The following is a 15,812-nucleotide window of genomic DNA, read 5'->3' on the forward strand; positions in this document are numbered from 1 at the left end:
CTCGCGTCGGAGCCGGGTGCCGGGGACGCCCCGGGCGTGGCACGCATCGCCACCCTCACCGTCTCGGCTCTCGCCGTCCTCATCGCGCCGCCGCTGTACCTCCTGCTGGACCTGGCGGTCGTCGGACGCCTCGGCGGCGAACAACTGGCCGCTCTCGGCGTCGGCACCCTGGTGCTCTCGATCGTCAGCACCCAGCTGACCTTCCTGTCCTACGGCACCACCGCCCGCTCCGCACGTCGCTTCGGCTCCGGTGACCGGGCCGGCGCCGTCGTCGAAGGCGTGCAGGCGAGCTGGATAGCGGTGGCGGTCGGCGTCCTGATCGTCGCCGTCGCCTACCCGTGCGCCCCGGTCGTGATGCGTCTGCTGGTCGGGATGTCGTCGCCGGAGTCCGCCGCGGTGGCCGAGGACGCGGCGGGCTGGCTGCGGATCGCGATGTTCGGCGTCCCGCTGATCCTGCTGTCGATGGCCGGCAACGGCTGGATGCGCGGCGTTCAGGACACCCGTCGTCCGGTCGTCTACGTCGTGGTCGGGTTGTCCCTCGCCGCGGTCCTCGTCGTCGGACTGGTCCACGGCGTCGGCCCGTTCCCGCGTCTGGGTCTGGACGGCAGCGCGGTGGCCAACGTGATCGGACAGGGCGTGACGGGTGTGCTGTTCGCCGTGCGGGTGATCCGCGAGGCACGGCGGGTCGCGGCGGGAGCCGGCCACGGGTCCGGTTCGCGCGCCTTCGCACCCGACTGGTCGATCATCCGCGCGCAGCTGGTCATGGCGCGGGATCTGGTGGTGCGGAGTCTGTCGTTCCAGATCTGCTTCGTCTCGGCAGCCGCGGTCGCGGCGCGATTCGGGGTCGCCCAGGTGGCGGCGCATCAGCTCGTGCTGCAGCTGTGGGAGTTCATGGCCCTGTTCCTCGACTCGGTGGCCATCGCCGCGCAGGCGCTGGTGGGTGCGGCGCTGGGAGCGGGACGACTCGGCGCAGCCGATTCCGTCGCCCGGCGCGTCACCGCGGTGTCCGTGGTCGCCGCCACGGCGATGGCGGCCCTCTTCGCGGCCGGTGCGGCGCTCATCCCGCGCATCTTCACCTCCGACGCCGCCGTTCTCGACGCCGTCGGCGTGCCCTGGTGGTTCTTCGTCGGCATGTTGCCGATCGCCGGCGTGGTCTTCGCGCTGGACGGCGTGCTCCTCGGCAGCGGCGACGCCGCCTTCCTGCGCACCGCGACCCTCGCCGGCGCCCTCATCGGGTTCCTGCCGCTGATCTGGCTGTCGCTCGTGTTCGACTGGGGACTCGCGGGTGTGTGGTCGGGCCTGGTGGTGTTCATGCTCGTGCGTCTGGCCACCGTGGTGTGGCGGATCCGGTCCGGCCGGTGGCGCCGGGCAGGTGCGGTCCGCGCCTGATCGCGGTCCTCTGGCACGATGGATCCTCGTGGCTACTCTGTGGGCGATCAGCGATCTGCACATCGCGCATCGGGGCAACGAGCACATCATCGACAGCATCCGGCCGACGTCGCCGGACGACTGGCTCATCGTCGCCGGTGACGTCGCCGAACGCACCGACGACATCGTCGACACCCTGCGTCGTCTGCGGACGCGGTTCGCCACCGTCGTGTGGGTCCCGGGCAACCACGAGCTGTACACGACGGCGAAGGACCCGCTGCAGGTGTTCGGGGTCGCGCGGTACGACTACCTCGTCCAGGGCTGCCGCGACATCGGCGTGGTGACCCCGGAGGACATCTACCCGCTGTTCGATCCGGGCGACGGCTCCGATCCCGTCCGCGTGGTCCCGATGTTCCTGCTGTACGACTACACCTTCCGCCCGGAGGGCACGGCCAACAAACTGACCGCGCTCGCGCTCGCCCGGGAACGCAATGTGGTGGCCACCGACGAGTTCCTGCTGTCGCCCGAGCCGTTCCCGACCCGGGACGCCTGGGGCCGGGCGCGGATCGAGATCACCCGGCGCCGGCTGCAGGCCATCGACCCCGCCGAGAAGACGGTCCTCATCAACCACTGGCCACTGCGCCGCGAGCCGTGTGACGCGCTCATCTATCCGGAGTTTGCGCTGTGGTGCGGCAGTGAGCTGACCGCCGACTGGCACACCGAGTTCAACGCGGCCTGCTGCGTGTACGGACACCTGCACATCCCTCGGACCACCTGGTACGACGGCATCCGGTTCGAGGAGGTGTCGGTCGGCTACCCGCGGGAGTGGAAGCGCCGGGGACTCCCGAACCCCCTGATGCGCAACATCGTTCCCGGAGACGGGCTCGGCGCCTCCGATCTGCCCGAGCACGGCGTCCGGTTCGATCTGCCGCCCGACTACGCCGAGCGGGCCGCCGAGTTCCGGCAGCGGGTCGAGCAGCGGCAGGCGGAACGACGAACACGACAGGCCGAGCGGCAAGCGGAACGGCAAGCGCGAGAGGACAACCGATGATCGAACAACTCCTGCCGGCCGGCGTCGCCTCGGCGGAGGCGTTCGCCGATCCGCCGGATCTCGTCCCGCTGCCGGCCGAGCAGAGCCTGATCTCGCGCGCGGTGGAGAAGCGTCGTCGCGAGTTCACCACCGTTCGGCACTGCGCCCGGCAGGCGCTGGGGGAGCTGGGTTACGAGCCCGTCCCGATCCTCAAGGGGGACAAGGGGGCACCCGTGTGGCCGGCCGGGATCGTGGGCAGCCTCACCCACTGCGACGGTTACCGCGCCGCAACGGTCGCCTACGCGATGTCGGTGCGTTCCCTCGGCATCGACGCCGAGCCGCACGACCGCCTGCCCGACGGTGTGCTCGAGCACACCAGCCTGCCCGCCGAGCGCGAGGTGCTCGCGACCCGGTCGGGTGACCTGCACTGGGACCGGCTGCTGTTCTGCGCCAAGGAGGCCACCTACAAGGCCTGGTTCCCGGTCGCCAAGCGCTGGTTGGGTTTCGAGGACGCCCACATCACCTTCGAACAGTCCACCCCGACGTCGGGGACGTTCACCTCCCGCATCCTCATCGACCCGGCCGCCGCCGACGGTGGGCCGCCGCTGCTGGAGTTCTCCGGACGCTGGCTGGTCGAGCGCGGCATCATCACCACCACGATCGCGCTGACCTGACGTGGCCGACGCAACCATCGAGAACGCCGGCCTGCTGGTCGTCGACAAGCCGGCCGGGATGACCAGCCACGACGTCGTCTCCCGATGCCGGAAGATCTTCAACACCCGCCGCGTCGGGCACGCCGGCACCCTCGACCCGATGGCCACCGGGGTCCTGGTCGTCGGGATCGAGCGGGCCACAAAGCTTCTCGGACTGCTGTCGCTGACGACGAAGTCGTACACGGCGACGATCCGACTCGGCGCCTCCACCACGACCGACGACCGCGAGGGCGAGATCCTCGGCACGGCAGACGCATCCGGGGTCCTCGACGCCGACATCACCGCGGCCATGGCCGATCTCACCGGTGACATCCAGCAGGTACCGGCGAAGGTCAGCGCCATCAAGGTCGACGGCCGGCGAGCGCACGCACTGGTGCGGACGGGTGCCGACTTCGACCTCGCGCCGCGCCCGGTCACCGTGTCCCGCTTCGAGCTGCTCGACGCCCGGCGCGACGCGGCGTTCGTCGATCTCGATGTGGCCGTTGACTGTTCGTCGGGCACGTACATCCGGTCACTGGCGCGCGATCTCGGCGCCGCGCTCGGGGTCGGCGGGCACCTGACCGAACTCCGGCGGACGGCGGTCGGCCCGTTCACCCTCGACCATGCGCGGACACTCGACGACGTCCGCGACGAGCCGCGCGTCAGCCTCGACATCGACGAGGCGGTCAAGATGTCGTTCCCGCGCCGCGACATCGACGACGACGAGGCCGAGTCGATCAGTCAGGGTCGGTGGCTGGAGCCGATCGGCCGCAAGGAGATCTATGTCGTCGTCGATCCGCGGGAACAGGCGATCGCCCTGATCCAGGAAAAGGGTCGCCGCGCGAGCTCGGTGATGGTGGTGCGGCCGGCGACTCTGCGCTGACGCGCCCTGCCGAAGAAACGGGTCAGCCGCGCGGGACCACGAAGATGGCGCGCGCGGCGATGTCGCCGAGGTCGATGGGATCGCCGTCGTCGAGCGACACCGAGATCGTGCCCGCGAACGGGCGCTTCTCGGCGACGGTCACCACACAGTCGAGGGCGACGCCCACCTGGTCGAAGTAGCGCAGCATCTCGGGATCGGTGTCGGAGATCCGGGCGATGGCGCCCGACGCCCCGACCTCCAGGTCGGCCAGGAGCGCCGCGTCCGGTGCGGGGATCGAGCCGTCGAGTGCGGGAATCGGGTCGCCGTGCGGATCCCGGTCGGGGAAGCCGAGTTTCGCATCGAGCCGGGCCATCAACCGGTCGGACACCGCGTGTTCGAGAATCTCCGCCTCGTCGTGGACCTCGTCCCAGCGGTAGCCCAGCTCGCGCACCAGGAAGGTCTCGATCAGCCGGTGGCGGCGCACCATCAGGATGGCCGCGGACCGGCCCGCGGCGGTGAGGGTGACCGCGCCGTACGGTTCGTGCGAGACGAAGCCCTGGTCGGCGAGTTTGCGGATCGCCTCCGACGCGGTCGATGCGGACACGCCGAGGGATTGAGCCAGCAGCTTGGTGGTGACCTTGACGTCTTCCCACTCCTGGCTGGTCCAGATCACTTTCAGATAGTCCTGGGTCACCTGTGACAGTTCTGTCACCGGACGATCCGTTCCCCGAGGCATGACCAAGAGCTTAGCCCCACCGCAAACGCGAGTGGCGGTGGTGGTTTGGAACACCGGGTGCCCGTAGTCTGGTCGCGTGTTGCGTTGGCGAGGTCTGGACGACATCCCCGCGGGCTGGGGACGGTGCGTGGTCACCATAGGTGTCTTCGACGGTGTTCACCGGGGACATGCCGAGCTCATCAACGCCGCCACGAAGGCGGCGAAGGAGCACGGCGTCCCGGCGGTGCTGATGACGTTCGACCCGCACCCGTCCGAGGTGGTCCGCCCGGGATCCCATCCGCCGCAACTGACGACGCTGACACGACGCGCCGAGCTGGCCGAGGAACTCGGCATCGACGTCTTCTGCGTCATGCCGTTCACACCCGAACTCGCCGCCCGGTCGCCCAAGGACTTCGCCCACGACATCCTCGTGGAGACGTTGCACGCGGCCGTCGTGGTCGTCGGCGACAACTTCACATTCGGACGCAAGGCGGCCGGCGACGTGGCCAAGCTCGCCGAACTCGGTGGGAAGTTCGGCTTCTCGGTGGAATCGGTCTCGCTGTTCGGTGAACATGCGGTGACCTTCTCGTCGACCTACATCCGCTCGTGTGTCGCGGCCGGTGACGTCGACCGCGCGACCGAGGCACTCGGACGCCCGCATCGGGTCGAGGGAGTGGTGGTGCGCGGCGACGGCAGAGGCCGCGACCTCGGGTACCCGACCGCCAACGTGGCCCCGCCGATGTACGCCGCGATCCCCGCCGACGGCGTTTACGCCGCCTGGTTCACGATCCTGGGCGCGGGTCCGGTCGTCGGCGAGGTCGAACCGGGGGAGCGCTACCAGGCCGCGGTGTCGGTCGGCACCAACCCCACCTTCTCCGGCCGCACCCGAACGGTCGAGGCGTTCGTCCTGGACAAGAGCGCCGACCTCTACGGGCAGCACGTCGCGGTCGACTTCGTGCACCGCATCCGCGGGATGGAACAGTTCGACGGCGTCGACGACCTGATCACCGCCATGGGCGACGACGTGACGAAGACGCGCGAGATCCTGGCCGCCGCCGAGAGCTGAGCCCGGTGGATTTGGGCCGGGTCCCACCCGGGCGGTAGCCTGATCAGTCGGTGTTGCTGCAGTCCGCGGTGGCGCACCGTGGTTGTTTCGGACGCGGTACTGAGAAACAGGAGTATCTCCATGGCTTTGACTGTCGAGCAGAAGAAGGAAATCCTCGCCGAGTACGGTCTGCACGAGACCGACACCGGCTCGCCCGAGGCCCAGGTCGCGATGCTGACCAAGCGCATCACCGACCTCACCGAGCACCTGAAGCAGCACAAGCACGATCACCACAGCCGCCGCGGTCTGCTGCTGCTGGTCGGCCGTCGCCGTCGTCTGCTGAAGTACGTCGCGAAGGTCGACATCAACCGCTACCGTTCGCTCATCGAGCGTCTCGGCCTGCGTCGCTGATCTCCCGACTTCCACCGGCCGCCCCCGAAACGGGGGCGGCCGGTTTTGTCATATCGGGGGTTGCCGTATTGAGGTATCGACAGTCGGCGGTGATACCCTGACAGACGGATCGTGCCGGAACTCGAGGCAGTGCGGAACGACCAGCCAGATCGGTCCTCGGTAGTGGCCGCCGGAACCCTCGCCCGGGCAACCCTCGGGCGCGCAGAATTCCGGCCGCTTCGATCGAAGGCCGTCTGAGCACTCATCCGGCGCAGACACGCTGCGCCATTCACCGTGCTGCCGCACATTCTCGGCGCGTTCTGGGTAGGTCCGATCCGCGCGTGCGCTGCTGTGCGAGCTCGCTCGACGTGACACGTGAGTTCGTGCTGCGCACCTCCGCGAAGGCCACCCCCAACCGCACAAGCGGCCACCTTCTCGTGGCCGCGTCAGACGGCCGCCACCGGCAGCCGCTACGAAGGGATTCCACCCCACATGACAGATGTGAACACCACCGAAGACTTCGCCGACGACTACGACGACGCGATCACCGAGGCGACCGCCGTCATCGACAACGGCAGCTTCGGCACCCGCACGATCCGGTTCGAGACCGGGCGCCTCGCGCTGCAGGCCGCCGGTTCGGTCACCGCCTACCTCGACGACGAGAACATGCTGCTCTCGACCACCGCGGCGTCGAAGCACCCGAAGGAGCACTTCGACTTCTTCCCGCTGACCGTGGACGTCGAGGAGCGGATGTACGCCGCGGGCCGCATCCCCGGATCGTTCTTCCGTCGCGAGGGTCGTCCGTCGACCGACGCGATCCTGACCTGCCGTCTCATCGACCGTCCGCTGCGTCCGTCGTTCGTCGACGGTCTCCGCAACGAGATCCAGGTCGTCGTGACCGTCCTCTCGCTGAACCCGAACGACCTCTACGACGTCGTCGCGATCAACGCCGCGTCCGCCTCCACCCAGCTCGCGGGTCTCCCGTTCTCCGGCCCGGTCGGCGGCGTGCGTGTCGCGCTCATCCCGACCGAGGAGAACAAGGCCGGCCAGTGGGTGGCGTTCCCGACCGTCGAGCAGCTCGAAGGCGCCGTGTTCGACATGGTCGTCGCGGGCCGCATCGTCGCCGGCTCCGGTGACAACGCCGACGTCGCGATCATGATGGTCGAGGCCGAGGCCACCGACAACGTCATCGACCTCATCGCCGGCGGCGCGCAGGCACCGACCGAGGCGATCGTCGCCGAGGGCCTCGAAGCCGCCAAGCCGTTCATCGCCCGTCTCTGCGAGGCGCAGAAGTCCCTGGCCGCCGCCGCGGCCAAGGAGACCGCCGAGTTCCCGCTGTACCCGGCATACCAGTCGGATGCCTACGACGCGGTGGCGGCCGCCGCCACCGATCGCCTGTCGGAGATCCTGACGATCGCCGGCAAGCAGGAGCGCGACGACAAGACCGACGAGCTCAAGGCAGACGTCCTCGAGCAGCTCGGCGAGCAGTTCGCGGGCCGCGAGAAGGAGATCGGCGGGGCTTACCGGTCGCTGACCAAGAAGCTCGTCCGGCAGCGCATCCTGACCGACCACTTCCGCATCGACGGCCGCGGCATCACCGACATCCGTGCCCTCTCGGCCGAGGTCGCGATCATCCCGCGCGCCCACGGCAGTGCGCTGTTCGAGCGCGGCGAGACCCAGATCATGGGTGTCACCACCCTCGACATGGTCAAGATGGCGCAGCAGATCGACTCGCTCGGACCCGAGACGTCCAAGCGGTACATGCACCACTACAACTTCCCGCCGTATTCGACCGGTGAGACCGGTCGCGTCGGATCGCCCAAGCGTCGCGAGATCGGCCACGGTGCGCTCGCCGAGCGTGCCCTGATGCCGGTGCTGCCGAGCGTCGAGGACTTCCCGTACGCGATCCGCCAGGTGTCCGAGGCACTGAGCTCCAACGGTTCGACCTCGATGGGCTCGGTCTGTGCGTCGACCATGTCGCTGCTGAATGCCGGTGTGCCGCTGCGCGCCCCGGTCGCCGGTATCGCCATGGGCCTCGTCTCCGACACCGTCGACGGCGAAACCCGTTATGTCGCACTGACCGACATCCTCGGCGCCGAGGATGCCTTCGGCGACATGGACTTCAAGGTCGCGGGCACCAAGGACTTCGTGACCGCCCTGCAGCTCGACACCAAGCTCGACGGCATCCCGTCGCAGGTGCTCGCGGGTGCGCTCAGCCAGGCCAAGGACGCCCGACTGACCATCCTCGACGTCATGGCCGAGGCCATCGACGAGCCCGACGAGATGAGCCCGTTCGCGCCGCGGATCACCACCATCAAGATCCCGATGGACAAGATCGGCGAGCTGATCGGCCCGAAGGGCAAGACGATCAACGGCATCACCGAGGAGACCGGCGCCAACGTCTCCATCGAGGACGACGGCACCGTGTTCGTCGGCGCGGCCGACGGTCCGTCCGCGCAGGCGGCGATCGACCGCATCAACGCGATCGCCAACCCGCAGCTGCCCAAGGTCGGGGAGCGCTTCCTGGGCACCGTCGTCAAGACCACCGCGTTCGGCGCCTTCGTGTCGCTGCTCCCGGGTCGCGACGGCCTCGTGCACATCTCGAAGCTCGGCAAGGGCAAGCGCATCAACAAGGTCGAGGACGTGGTCAACGTGGGCTCCAAGCTCCGCGTCGAGATCGCCGACATCGACGAGCGCGGCAAGATCAGCCTCGTCCCGGTCGACGACGACGCCGACAAGGCCGACGCATCCGCCCCCGACGCGGTCAAGGATGACGCGGTGAAGGCCGACGCCTGATCTGAGTACGACCCACCGGGGCCCGCCGTCCATTGCGGACGGCGGGCCCCGGTGTCGTCTGGAAGCCGGCGTCAGGATCGGTCGGCGGAGTCGAAGCTGATCTCGAAGCCGTCGGTCCAGGCCGACCCGGATCCGGCGATCTGCTCGTAGAGGCCTTCGATGGTCTGGGCCGTCGAGATCGCCTGGTCGGGGTTCTGCGTGCCGAAGTTGCCGCTCGAGGAGATCCCGACGAGGACATACCGTCCGCCGCGGGTCTCCTGGTACCACGGTGAACCCGAATCCCCGCCGAGGACGACGAGTTCGGCGTTGACGAGACGATGCTCGGGCGCGGCGTCCTGATGCAGCAGGGCGGTCACGGTGCCGACGGTCGTGCCGGTGCGTTCGCCGGTCTTGGCGACCGGTTCGCCGACCTCGGGGTCGGCCGCCGTCGCGAACACGGGGTCCACCTCCCAGTCGTCCTCGATCGCGATGACGGTGTAACCGCGGGGATCGGCGAGCGTGATCGACCCGTCGGGGGTGCCGCCGTCGTCCTGCCAGTCCACGACCTCACCGATCGTCTCGCCGTCGGTGGTGGTGACCTCGTCGCCGACGCCCTCGGCGCAGTGCCCGGCCGTGACGGCGAGACGGTCACCGTCGGCGTTGGTCCCGAAGAACCCGATGGAACAAAGGCCGTCGCCGATCAGGATGCCCTGGCCGGCGGTGAGTGTGTCGGCGTACTCGGGCGTGATGGCGGCTGCGGGGGCGGTCGTGCCCATTGCCACGGCCAGAGTGGCCAGCAGGGTGGTCGCGGCGGCGACGTGAGGCTTGATCATCGGGGGTCCTTTGCTCCGAGAGGGTGTCTGCTCCCTTCGAGCCGAACCCTGGCCCCGCGGTGTGCCGGCCGGACTCCGAATCATTCGACCGGCCGACGGTCTTCGAAGACCTCGGGCCCGCCTAGACTCTGCAGACATGGCCGGTGAGGAGAAGCCGCAGCTGACGGTGGCGCGGCGTCGGGACGCCGGCGGGATCTCTGCGGCGAGCGCCGTGGCCGAACTGCTCCGCACCGCACCGGTGATCGGCCGGGCCGACATGACCGTCCGCCAGGCGGCCGCGCTGATGACCGAGCGCGGACAGGACTACGTGGTGATCCCGCTGCCGGACCGGAGCTTCGGCGTGCTGACCGACGGCGACATCCGGGCCGAGGTGGTCGCGGCCGGCCGCAGCGTCGACACCTCGGTCGGGGAGATCGTCACGGAACCGGCGTTCGTCGTCGATGCCGGTGCGGCGTCGATGGACGTGCTGACCGAGCTCGTCGACCGCGATCTGGCTATCGTCCCCGTCCGTGGCGCCGACGGCGAGGTGATCGGTGTCGTCGGGGCGGGGGATTTCGTCGCCGACCCCGTCGGTGCGGGCATCCCGCTGCGCGAACAGATCCGGCGTTCGATCGACGTCGAGGAGCTGCAGGGTCATGCGCGCAGGCTGCCGCAGTTCGTGGCCGACCAGGTTCGCCGGGACCGACCGCCGTACGAGATCTCGCGCGCGGCGTCCATGATCGTCGACGCGGTCGTCGGTCGCGCGCTCGATGTCGTCCTGACCGCACATCCCGAACTCGATCCCGCGGCGTTCACCTGGTTGTCGCTGGGCAGCAACGCCCGTCGGGAACCGGTGCTGAGCTCGGACGTGGATTCGGCTGTCTCCTTCGACGATTCGGCCGGCGGCGAGATCGAACGCTATCGGGCAGCCTTCGATGAAATCGACGAGGTGTTGCGGAACGCGGGACTGCGGGTCGACGACAACGGCGCCGTCGCGTCGAAGCCGCTGTTCGCGCGGACCCACACGCAGTGGCAGACGGCGGCGCGAGCGTGGATCGATGATCCGCTCGCCGGCAAGGGCATGATCTTCACATCGCTGATGCTCGACGGCCGGCCTGTCCGCGGGCGCGCCGCGGTGTCGGCGACGCCCGCGGTCGCGATGATCGCCGGGTTGCGGCGCGACCCGCGGACGATGAATCTGCTGCTGGCCGAAACCCTTTCGACGCGTGCCCGGTTGCGGTCCCGGCGGGATGTGTTGACCGGCCGGGGCAACATCGTCGACATCAAGGGGCATGCGGTGACACCGCTCGTCAACATCGCGCGGTGGGCCGCGGTCAGTGTGGGTTCGACCGACGTCGACACCCGCGGCCGTCTGCGCGCGGCGTCCGGCAGCGAGATGCTGCCGACCGATCAGGCGTCGACGCTCATCGAGGTCTTCGATGTGCTGCAGCGCGTTCGGCTGCGATATCAGGTCGCACAGTTCGACAACGGTGATCCGCCCGGCGATCGGTTCGATGTCAGGCAGTTGTCCCCGCTGGACCGCAGCCTGCTCGGGCAAGCGGTCCGCGAGATCGCCGGAGTGCAGCGCCGCATGTCGACCATGAGCCGACTTCTTCCCGGACCCGAGCAGGTGACCTGATTCCCGATGTGCCTGATCCTTTTTGCGTGGAACGCGCACCCCACTCAGCGGCTGATCGTGGCCGCCAATCGGGACGAGCAACACCGTCGCCGCACCTTCGCGCTGTCGCACTGGGACGACCTGCCGATCCTCGGCGGTCGCGACGCCGTCGCCGGCGGTACGTGGATGGCTGTCTCGGCCGAGATCCCCGACCGGGTGGCCATGGTCACCAACGTCCGTGTCGGGCCGGCTCGACGGGCCGGAATCCGTTCGCGCGGACAACTTCCCGTGGACTATCTGATCGGCGACGACGACCCGAAGGTGTACGCCCACCGGGTTCTCGACGATGCGGCCGCGTACGATCCGGTGAATCTGCTCGTCGCCGATCGGGACGAGCTGTGGTGGATGACCAACTGGCCGGAACCGCGCGCCGAGCGGGTCGCCGACGGTGTGCACGGTCTCTCGAACGGTGCCCTGGACAACGACTGGCCGAAGGTCGTCGACGGTGCGGCGGCGTTGGGTGGGCTGGTCGAGGCAGACGGTGGCGGGTCGGCTGGGTCTCCGGACGAGTCCTACTTCGCCATGCTGGCCGACCAGGATCGGCCGGACCTGGCGCGTCTGCCCGACACCGGCGTCGGGCCACAGGCCGAGGCGGCGTTGTCGCCGATGTTCATCAACATCCCCGGGTACGGCACCCGGGCATCGACCCTGCTGCTCGTCGGGTACGACGGCCACGGATCGATGACCGAGCGCCGCTACGGTTGGCGGGGCCGACGCCGGGGAACCACCACGCTGACGTTCTGATCAGTTGTGCGCGAAGGGGTTCGGCGACACGTCGAGGTCGAGTGCGGCGCCGACCTCGGCGGTGAACAGTTGGCCGTGCCGCGTGCTCAGTCCCGAGCCGAGTGCCGGGTCGGTTGCGCACGCCTGCTCCGGTCCCGAATCGGCCAGCCGGAGGACGTAGGGGAGGGTCGCACCGGTGAGCGCCTGTGTCGACGTACGCGCGACGTTGCCGGGCATGTTGGCGACACAGTAGAAGACGGTGTCGTGGACGGCGAAGGTCGGGTCGTCGTGGGTGGTGGGTCGAGAGTCCTCGAAGCAGCCGCCCTGGTCGATCGCGACGTCGACGAGCACCGCGCCCGGCTTCATCTGGGCGACCGTGCTGTTCGAGACGAGGACCGGTGCCTTGGCGCCCGGCACGAGGACGGCTCCGATGACGAGGTCGGCACCGACGACCGCCTCCTCGACGGCCAGGGCCGTGCTGTACCGGGTGTGGACGCGGCCGCCGAAGCTGGCGTCGATCGAGCGGAGTTTGGCGATGTCGATGTCGAAGACGGTGACCTGGGCGCCCATGCCGAGCGCGATCTGCGCCGCGTTCACGCCGCTGACGCCACCGCCGAGAACGACCACGTCGGCGGGCTCGGTTCCTGGCACGCCGCCCATGAGTACGCCCCGACCGCCCGCCGAACGCATCAGGTGATAGGCACCCACCTGCGGTGCGAGGCGTCCGGCGACCTCGCTCATCGGGGCCAGCAACGGAAGCGCGCCGTCGGCGGTCCGGACCATCTCGTAGGCGATGGAGGTGATGCCCGACGCCAGCAACGCGTCGGTGCAGGCCCTGCCGGCGGCCAGGTGCAGGTAGGTGAACAGCGTCTGATCCCGACGCATCAGCGCGAACTCCGAGGCGATCGGTTCCTTGACCTTCAGCAGTAGTTCGGCCTGCTCCCAGACCGCGGCGGCGGTTCCCAGGATCTGTGCACCGGCGGCCTTGAAGTCGTTGTCGGCAATGGCGGATCCCTCGCCCGCGCCGGCCTGGACGATCACGTCGTGGCCGCGCTGGTGGAGTTCGGCGACGCCGGCGGGAGTGATGGCCACGCGGTATTCGTGATTCTTGATCTCGGTGGGGATGCCGATGCGCATGATGACTCCGTCGGGTTGTGGTCTCCTGAACGTTCCTCGATGAACTGATTTTCAGCGTGAAGGAACATCGGCCATGACACAATCGTGCGGAAGAATATTCTCACGAAGCTCGGTCTGCCGACGATCGTGTGAGGAGGGAGGACGCGATGGCCACCACACCGAAGGATGTTCGGGCCGGTAAACTCGACGCGACGGACCGGGAGCTGCTCCGCCTGCTGCAGTCCGATGCGCGGATGCCGAACAGCGAACTGGCGCAGCGCGTCGGCATCGCCGCGTCGACCTGCCACGGCCGTCTGCGTCGGCTCGTCGACGTCGGCATCATCCGCGGCTTCTTCGCCGACGTCGACCCGGCGGCGCTGGGTCGTCCGCTGCGTGCCATGGTCGCCGTCAGTCTGCAGTCCGACGCGCGCGGTCAGATCCGACGCTTCGTCGGCGAGATCGCCACCCACGACGAGGTGATCGACGTGTTCTTCCTCGCCGGCACCGACGACTACCTGCTGCATGTCGCCGCCGCCGACACCGAGGCGCTGCGCCAGTTCGTCGAACGACTCAACGGCCGGCCGGAGGTCGCCGGAACCACCACGTCGCTGGTGTTCGAACACCGCCGCGGCGGTGCCCCGATCTTCTGAGGCGAGACGCCACTAGACTGGCCCGGCAGCGACTCGGCCGGCAGGACACGACACGAAGAGGTGGACATGAGCGGTATCAAGGTGGGCGTCCTGGGCAGCCAGGGCAAGGTCGGGCAGGCGATCGTCGCCGCGGTCGAGAATGCCGACGACCTCACCTACACCGTGGGCGTCGACAAAGGCGATTCGCCGGAGTTCCTCACCGACACCGAAACCCAGGTCGTCGTCGACTTCACCCACCCCGATGTGGTGATGGACAACCTGAAGTTCCTTATCTCCAACGGGATTCACGCCGTCGTCGGGACCACCGGATTCACCGAGGAGCGCCTCGACACCGTCCGCGGCTGGTTGTCGGAGAACCCCGGCGTCGGCGTCCTCATCGCACCCAACTTCGCGATCGGCGCGGTGCTGTCCATGCGTTTCGCCGCCCAGGCGGCCAAGTACTACGACTCGGTCGAGGTCATCGAGTTGCATCACCCGCACAAGGCCGACGCGCCGTCGGGCACCGCCTATCGGACCGCGGAGCTGATCGGCCGTGCTCGCGCCGAGGCGGGCGTCGGTCGGAGCCCCGATGCCACAACCGAGGAACTCGACGGCGCCCGCGGCGCGGTCGTCGACGACGTGCGTGTCCACTCGGTGCGGCTTGCGGGACTCGTGGCACATCAGGAGGTGCTGCTCGGCACCGAAGGCGAGACGCTGACCATCCGGCACGACTCCCTCGACCGGGCGTCCTTCGCACCCGGAGTGCTCCTGGGCGTGCGCAGCATCGCCGGCCGTCCCGGACTCACGATCGGGCTCGAAGAACTTTTGGACCTCTGACCATGACCTCCTCCGGCCCGCCGAACGAGCCACCCCACGACGACGACACCGAGGGCGGCGCACCCCGACTCGGCCCGCGCAAGAAAGATTCCCGTCCGATCGTCTGGATGATCGCATTCCTCGTCGTGGCGCTGATCGTGTACTTCGTCCTGCTCGGATGGCGTGGCTTCCAGCTGATCGCCTCCGGGTCGGCCGCCGGGATCGGTCTCGGTCTGGGCGTGATCGCGCTGCCGCTGATCGGGGCGTGGCTGGTCTACGCGACGCTGCGGGCGGGCCTCGAGCACCAGAAACTCGCCGCCATCATGGCCGACGAGGGACGTGAACTCGATATCTCGAACCTGCCGCACCGCGCATCGGGCCGGATGGAGCGCGACGCCGCCGACGAACTCTTCGCCCAGGTGAAGGCCGAGTGGGAGGCCGACCCGAGCGACTGGCGCAACACCTACCGCATCGCCCGTGCCTACGACTACGCCGGCGACCGCACCCGTGCCCGCTCGATGATGAAACGTGCTGTCGCCCAGTATCACGGCCGGGAGCAGTAATCCGATGAGCCGGCTGCTCATCGTCCACCACACCCCGTCACCGGCATGCCAGGAGATGTTCGAGGCCGTCGTGTCCGGCGCGACCGACCCCGAGATCGAAGGCGTCGAGGTGATCCGACGCGCCGCGCTCGCCGTCACCGCCTCCGACTTCCTCGACGCCGACGGTTACCTCCTGGGCACGCCCGCCAACCTCGGATACATCAGCGGCGCACTGAAACACGCCTTCGACGTCAGCTACTACCAGATCCTCGACTCGACCCAGGGTCGGCCGTTCGGGCTGTACATGCACGGCAACCAGGGCACCGAAGGGGCTGTGCGAGCGGTCGATTCGATCACCTCAGGCCTCGGCTGGACCAAGGCCGCCGAGTACGTCATCGTCTCCGGTTCGCCGAGCAAGGACGATCGCGAAGCGTGCTGGGAGTTGGGAGCGACGGTGGCAGCGGGGTTGATGGAGGGATGAACGAGTGTTCCGCGGAACACTCGTGACCTCGGGTTGAGGCTCGAGGAATTGTCGGTGCCTGGCGATACTTGTTCCTGTACTTCTCATTCGGTTCAGGGGGTTGCGGTGGGGGTCAGTACTTTTCGTTGCGTTGAGGAC

Annotated in this window: 16 protein-coding genes; 13 read left to right on the plus strand and 3 right to left on the minus strand. The window is 68.9% G+C overall.

The annotated features are described in order from the left end of the window. The first annotated feature begins 36 nt into the window (after window positions 1–36). Genes ACFVHY_RS08600 through truB form a run of 4 tightly spaced genes read left to right on the plus strand, consistent with a single transcriptional unit; the run spans window position 37 to window position 3,973 of the window. Window positions 37–1,389: an MATE family efflux transporter gene (locus tag ACFVHY_RS08600; protein WP_390270827.1), complete on the plus strand. Its 1,353-nt coding sequence runs from the start codon at window positions 37–39 to the stop codon at window positions 1,387–1,389. 28 nt (window positions 1,390–1,417) lie between these two features. Next, window positions 1,418–2,419, plus strand: coding sequence for a metallophosphoesterase family protein (locus ACFVHY_RS08605; protein ID WP_390270830.1), 1,002 nt, complete (start codon window positions 1,418–1,420; stop codon window positions 2,417–2,419). Beyond that, on the plus strand, window positions 2,416–3,072 hold the full coding sequence (locus ACFVHY_RS08610) for a 4'-phosphopantetheinyl transferase (protein ID WP_390270833.1): 657 nt from the start codon (window positions 2,416–2,418) through the stop codon (window positions 3,070–3,072). The genes ACFVHY_RS08605 and ACFVHY_RS08610 overlap by 4 nt, the downstream gene beginning before the upstream one ends. Before the next feature lies 1 nt (window position 3,073). Further along, complete coding sequence (truB, locus tag ACFVHY_RS08615) at window positions 3,074–3,973, plus strand: tRNA pseudouridine(55) synthase TruB (RefSeq protein ID WP_390270836.1); 900 nt, start codon at window positions 3,074–3,076, stop codon at window positions 3,971–3,973. A 22-nt stretch (window positions 3,974–3,995) separates the two neighbouring features. On the opposite strand, the gene ACFVHY_RS08620 is transcribed toward truB, so the two are convergent. Then, the gene (locus tag ACFVHY_RS08620; protein ID WP_082652845.1) at window positions 3,996–4,664 is read right to left on the minus strand and encodes a metal-dependent transcriptional regulator; all 669 of its coding nucleotides are present in this window, start codon (window positions 4,662–4,664) and stop codon (window positions 3,996–3,998) included. A 100-nt stretch (window positions 4,665–4,764) separates the two neighbouring features. Here ACFVHY_RS08620 and ACFVHY_RS08625 point away from each other — a divergent pair, with 100 nt between their 5' ends. From ACFVHY_RS08625 to ACFVHY_RS08635, 3 genes are all read left to right on the plus strand, one after another. Then, window positions 4,765–5,733 carry a bifunctional riboflavin kinase/FAD synthetase gene (locus ACFVHY_RS08625; RefSeq protein WP_082652846.1) on the plus strand — a complete coding sequence of 323 codons (969 nt, stop codon included), beginning with the start codon at window positions 4,765–4,767 and terminating at the stop codon, window positions 5,731–5,733. 120 nt (window positions 5,734–5,853) lie between these two features. After that, window positions 5,854–6,123 (plus strand): 30S ribosomal protein S15, encoded by a 270-nt coding sequence (rpsO, locus tag ACFVHY_RS08630; RefSeq protein WP_004021887.1) that lies wholly within the window; start codon window positions 5,854–5,856, stop codon window positions 6,121–6,123. 471 nt (window positions 6,124–6,594) lie between these two features. Continuing rightward, window positions 6,595–8,898: a polyribonucleotide nucleotidyltransferase gene (locus ACFVHY_RS08635; protein ID WP_390270841.1), complete on the plus strand. Its 2,304-nt coding sequence runs from the start codon at window positions 6,595–6,597 to the stop codon at window positions 8,896–8,898. A 71-nt stretch (window positions 8,899–8,969) separates the two neighbouring features. Here ACFVHY_RS08635 and ACFVHY_RS08640 read toward each other — a convergent pair whose 3' ends face one another. Beyond that, window positions 8,970–9,710 carry a hypothetical protein gene (locus tag ACFVHY_RS08640; protein WP_390270843.1) on the minus strand — a complete coding sequence of 247 codons (741 nt, stop codon included), beginning with the start codon at window positions 9,708–9,710 and terminating at the stop codon, window positions 8,970–8,972. A gap of 136 nt (window positions 9,711–9,846) precedes the next feature. Between ACFVHY_RS08640 and ACFVHY_RS08645 the strand changes: the two genes are divergently transcribed. Then, window positions 9,847–11,328: a putative nucleotidyltransferase substrate binding domain-containing protein gene (locus ACFVHY_RS08645; RefSeq protein WP_390270846.1), complete on the plus strand. Its 1,482-nt coding sequence runs from the start codon at window positions 9,847–9,849 to the stop codon at window positions 11,326–11,328. Window positions 11,329–11,334: 6 nt separating this feature from the next. Then, window positions 11,335–12,111: an NRDE family protein gene (locus ACFVHY_RS08650; protein WP_390270849.1), complete on the plus strand. Its 777-nt coding sequence runs from the start codon at window positions 11,335–11,337 to the stop codon at window positions 12,109–12,111. On the opposite strand, the gene ald is transcribed toward ACFVHY_RS08650, so the two are convergent. After that, window positions 12,112–13,227 carry an alanine dehydrogenase gene (ald, locus tag ACFVHY_RS08655; protein ID WP_390270852.1) on the minus strand — a complete coding sequence of 372 codons (1,116 nt, stop codon included), beginning with the start codon at window positions 13,225–13,227 and terminating at the stop codon, window positions 12,112–12,114. A gap of 146 nt (window positions 13,228–13,373) precedes the next feature. On the opposite strand from ald, the gene ACFVHY_RS08660 reads away from it, so the two are divergent. The 4 genes from ACFVHY_RS08660 (at window position 13,374) to ACFVHY_RS08675 (ending at window position 15,674) form a co-directional block, all read left to right on the plus strand. Beyond that, on the plus strand, window positions 13,374–13,856 hold the full coding sequence (locus ACFVHY_RS08660) for an Lrp/AsnC family transcriptional regulator (protein WP_390270855.1): 483 nt from the start codon (window positions 13,374–13,376) through the stop codon (window positions 13,854–13,856). A gap of 66 nt (window positions 13,857–13,922) precedes the next feature. Then, window positions 13,923–14,672 (plus strand): 4-hydroxy-tetrahydrodipicolinate reductase, encoded by a 750-nt coding sequence (gene dapB / locus ACFVHY_RS08665; protein WP_390270858.1) that lies wholly within the window; start codon window positions 13,923–13,925, stop codon window positions 14,670–14,672. A 2-nt stretch (window positions 14,673–14,674) separates the two neighbouring features. Further along, window positions 14,675–15,214, plus strand: a complete 540-nt coding sequence (locus tag ACFVHY_RS08670; protein ID WP_058250147.1) for a hypothetical protein — start codon at window positions 14,675–14,677, stop codon at window positions 15,212–15,214. Between the two features lie 4 nt (window positions 15,215–15,218). Continuing rightward, window positions 15,219–15,674 carry a flavodoxin family protein gene (locus ACFVHY_RS08675; protein WP_390270861.1) on the plus strand — a complete coding sequence of 152 codons (456 nt, stop codon included), beginning with the start codon at window positions 15,219–15,221 and terminating at the stop codon, window positions 15,672–15,674. The last annotated feature ends 138 nt before the right edge of the window (window positions 15,675–15,812 follow it).

Source organism: Gordonia sp. NPDC127522 (assembly GCF_042672305.1).
In the GTDB taxonomy this organism is placed as follows: Bacteria; Actinomycetota; Actinomycetes; order Mycobacteriales; family Mycobacteriaceae; genus Gordonia; species Gordonia hongkongensis.

What these genes read in the sequence shown, in the direction of transcription:
- ACFVHY_RS08610 (WP_390270833.1), top strand. Translation starts at nt 2,416, where the DNA reads ATGATCGAACAACTCCTGCCGGCCGGCGTCGCCTCGGCGGAGGCGTTC.
- rpsO (WP_004021887.1), top strand. Translation starts at nt 5,854, where the DNA reads ATGGCTTTGACTGTCGAGCAGAAGAAGGAAATCCTCGCCGAGTACGGT.
- ACFVHY_RS08635 (WP_390270841.1), top strand. Translation starts at nt 6,595, where the DNA reads ATGACAGATGTGAACACCACCGAAGACTTCGCCGACGACTACGACGAC.
- ACFVHY_RS08640 (WP_390270843.1), bottom strand. Translation starts at nt 9,710, where the DNA reads ATGATCAAGCCTCACGTCGCCGCCGCGACCACCCTGCTGGCCACTCTG.
- ACFVHY_RS08645 (WP_390270846.1), top strand. Translation starts at nt 9,847, where the DNA reads ATGGCCGGTGAGGAGAAGCCGCAGCTGACGGTGGCGCGGCGTCGGGAC.
- ACFVHY_RS08650 (WP_390270849.1), top strand. Translation starts at nt 11,335, where the DNA reads ATGTGCCTGATCCTTTTTGCGTGGAACGCGCACCCCACTCAGCGGCTG.
- ald (WP_390270852.1), bottom strand. Translation starts at nt 13,227, where the DNA reads ATGCGCATCGGCATCCCCACCGAGATCAAGAATCACGAATACCGCGTG.
- ACFVHY_RS08660 (WP_390270855.1), top strand. Translation starts at nt 13,374, where the DNA reads ATGGCCACCACACCGAAGGATGTTCGGGCCGGTAAACTCGACGCGACG.
- dapB (WP_390270858.1), top strand. Translation starts at nt 13,923, where the DNA reads ATGAGCGGTATCAAGGTGGGCGTCCTGGGCAGCCAGGGCAAGGTCGGG.
- ACFVHY_RS08670 (WP_058250147.1), top strand. Translation starts at nt 14,675, where the DNA reads ATGACCTCCTCCGGCCCGCCGAACGAGCCACCCCACGACGACGACACC.
- ACFVHY_RS08675 (WP_390270861.1), top strand. Translation starts at nt 15,219, where the DNA reads ATGAGCCGGCTGCTCATCGTCCACCACACCCCGTCACCGGCATGCCAG.